This window comes from Mesorhizobium sp. M7A.F.Ca.CA.002.09.1.1 (genome assembly GCF_003998555.1).
Classification (GTDB): Bacteria; Pseudomonadota; Alphaproteobacteria; order Rhizobiales; family Rhizobiaceae; genus Mesorhizobium; species Mesorhizobium ciceri.
This window is the reverse complement of the sequence record NZ_RZRR01000746.1, coordinates 1-2,848: the sequence shown is the minus strand read 5'-3', so window position 1 is coordinate 2,848 and position 2,848 is coordinate 1. Positions and strand designations below refer to the sequence as shown.

3 protein-coding genes are annotated in these 2,848 nt (G+C 61.4%); 2 read left to right on the top strand and 1 reads right to left on the bottom strand.

Translation table 11 applies throughout. The features are described from left to right. Window positions 1–1,321, top strand: a 1,321-nt coding sequence (locus EN994_RS25550) for an oligopeptide/dipeptide ABC transporter ATP-binding protein (RefSeq protein WP_164746184.1), incomplete at its 5' end; no start/stop codon positions are given. Window positions 1,322–1,355: 34 nt separating this feature from the next. On the opposite strand, the gene EN994_RS25545 is transcribed toward EN994_RS25550, so the two are convergent. Next, entirely contained in the window at window positions 1,356–1,946 is a 591-nt protein-coding gene (locus tag EN994_RS25545; protein WP_013530886.1) for a transglycosylase SLT domain-containing protein, read from the bottom strand. A 217-nt stretch (window positions 1,947–2,163) separates the two neighbouring features. On the opposite strand from EN994_RS25545, the gene EN994_RS25540 reads away from it, so the two are divergent. Then, a partial coding sequence (locus tag EN994_RS25540) for a trimethylamine methyltransferase family protein (RefSeq protein WP_206530497.1) occupies window positions 2,164–2,848 on the top strand: 685 nt, incomplete at its 3' end.

Genomic DNA, 2,848 nt, shown 5'->3' with positions numbered 1-2,848 from the left:
GCCCAAGGGCTGCAATTTCGGCCCGCGCTGCCACCATTTCGTCGAGGGTGTCTGCAACGCCGCCGAAATCCCGATGATCGAGGTCGCTGGTCATGAAGGCCATTTCTCGCGCTGCGTGCGCTTCAACGAGATCGACTGGGAAGCGCTGCCACCCGGTGCCAAGAAGGTCAATGAGCGCGTCATGCCCGGCGCGCCGGTGCTCAAGATCGAGGACCTCAGAAAATATTACAGGGTCGGCGGCAGCGAGGTGTTCGGCTCGAGCGAGGGCCGCGTCGTCAAGGCCAACGAGACGATCTCGTTCATGGCGCGCGAATCCGAGACGGTCGCCATCGTCGGCGAATCCGGCTGCGGAAAGTCGACGCTGGCCAAGGTGCTGCTCGGGCTGGAGACGGCAAGTGCCGGCACGGTGACGCTGGGCAACACGGAAATCCAGTCGACGGGGATCGACAAACGGAGCGTCGACACGGTGTCGTCGATCCAGATGGTGTTCCAGAATCCGTTCGACACGCTCAATCCCAGCCATTCGGTCGGTTCGCAGATCATCCGCACGCTGGAGAAGTTCAATGTCGGCAAGACGGTTGCCGATCGCCGCAAGCGGATGCTGGAGCTGCTCGACCTGGTGAAGCTGCCGCGGGCATTCGAAACCCGCAAGCCGCGTCAGCTTTCGGGCGGCCAGAAGCAGCGCATCGGCGTGGCGCGAGCCTTTGCCGGTGACGCCAAGGTGGTGGTGGCCGACGAGCCGGTCTCGGCATTGGACGTGTCGGTGCAGGCGGCGGTGACCGAACTGCTGATGGACATCCAGCGCAAGAACAAGACGACGATGCTGTTTATCAGCCACGATCTTTCCGTCGTTCGCTACATCGCCGACCGCGTCGTCGTCATGTATCTCGGCTATATCGTCGAGCAAGGCACGACCGACCAGATCTTCGCACCGCCCTATCATCCCTATACCGAGGCGCTGCTGTCGGCGATCCCGATCGCCGACACGAGTGTCGTGAAGAAGCACATCGTGCTGGAAGGCGACATCCCGTCGGCGATGAACCCGCCATCCGGGTGTCCGTTCCAGACCCGTTGCGGCTACAAGAAGCTGGTGCCGGACAATCTCTGCGAGACCAAGGTGCCGCCGGTCAAGCATCTCGGCGACGGTCATATGAGCCTGTGCTGGCTCTCCGACGACGTGCTGGCCAAGATGGAGCCCGTGATCAAGTTCGACAAGGAACACGCCGCGCACGAAGGTATGCCGGACGACGCGCCGCATGGCGATGGCCCCGGTTTTGCTGGCACGCCACCAAAGCGTCCGCGCGGCAAAAGGCCGAGCTGACAGTCCGAAGATCGAGATCAACGATGCGGCAAGCTCAGTTCCCGCACTCGCTCAACTGCTGGGCATAGTCCCGCGCCATCTTGTCGGTGGCCCGGGCATAGCCCTGCACACCGGCATCGCCCCTGTTGCCGCGGCCATAGGCGGTCCAGCCGAGATAGTAGGCAAGGTAGAGATTGTAGGTGTCGTTGCGGGCGACGCCGTAGGTGTCAGATGTCTTGGAATGATACCAGCCGACGAAATCGACCGCATCGGCGAATTTCGTCCGCCGCGCCGCCCAGTTGCCGGTCTCGCGCTGATATTGCGACCAGGTGCCGTCCAGCGCCTGCGAGAAGCCGGTGGCCGTGGAGACGTGCTTCCACGGAATGAAGCCGAGCAGCTTGGTACGCGGCGGCCTTGCATTGCTCTTGAAGCCCGATTCCTTGCGCACCGTCGCCATCAGTACGGGAACGGGAATGCCATATTTCTGTTGGGTGCGCTCGGCGGCAGACTGCCAGTTGTCGAACCAGCCGTCATTCTGGTCGAAGACGGCGCAGACATTGTTGATGTGATTGGGCGGCGTGGCGCAGGCCGAAAGCGCCAGCAGCACGCAAACCGCACCAATTTTACTAAAACTCGAACTACGCATCGGCAGAGCAATAGGCCGAAATCATAAAGGGAATCTTGCAGCGTCCATTAACGCTTCGCCCGAGCGGTCGCTCGAGGAAATCCCATATCAACAATCCGACATATTTCGTCGTATTCTATAAATGGATACTGCGGAAATGCCGCCGTGGCTAAAATCACGCCCGCAAACGGCGTATTTATGACAGCTTGCCTGGTTTGCCGGGGCTTTGATGCCAGGCATGAACGAACCAAGACGCAAACGCGGCGCCGAGCGCACCAGCAATCGGGGGCCATCGGCCATTCCGCAACTGCCGCTCAGGCGGGTGACCAATCCCTATCCGCCAATGGCCATGCTGTCGCCCGATCAGATCGAGCAGATCCATCAGGCGTCGATGCACATATTGGAGAATTTCGGCATCGAGGTGATGAGTCCGCGCGCGCTGTCGCTGTTCGAGAAGGCCGGCGCCAGGGTCGATCATGCCTCAGCGAATGTCCGCATCGATCGCGGCCTGATCGAAGACGTGCTGAAGACCACGCAGCCCAGCTATGTGTTGACGCCGCGCAACCCGGCCAACGCGGTTCATCTGGGCGGCAACACCATCAATTTCACCCTCGTTGCCGGGCCGCCCAATGTCCATGACATGGAGCGCGGCCGCCGCGCCGGCAATTTGCGCGACTATTCGGATCTCACACGGCTGGCGCAGCATTTCAACTGCATCCACATGCTGGGCAACCAGGTCTGCGCGCCGGTGGAGCTGCCGGCAAACTCTCGCCATCTCGACACTTATTTCACCAATCTGACGCTGACCGACAAGAGTTTCCATGTCTCGGCGATCGGCCGGGGCAGGGCATTGGACGGCATCGAGATGATGGTGGTGATACCGGGATCGTCGCGCATCTGGTCGAGCGTCAGCCCACGCGAAA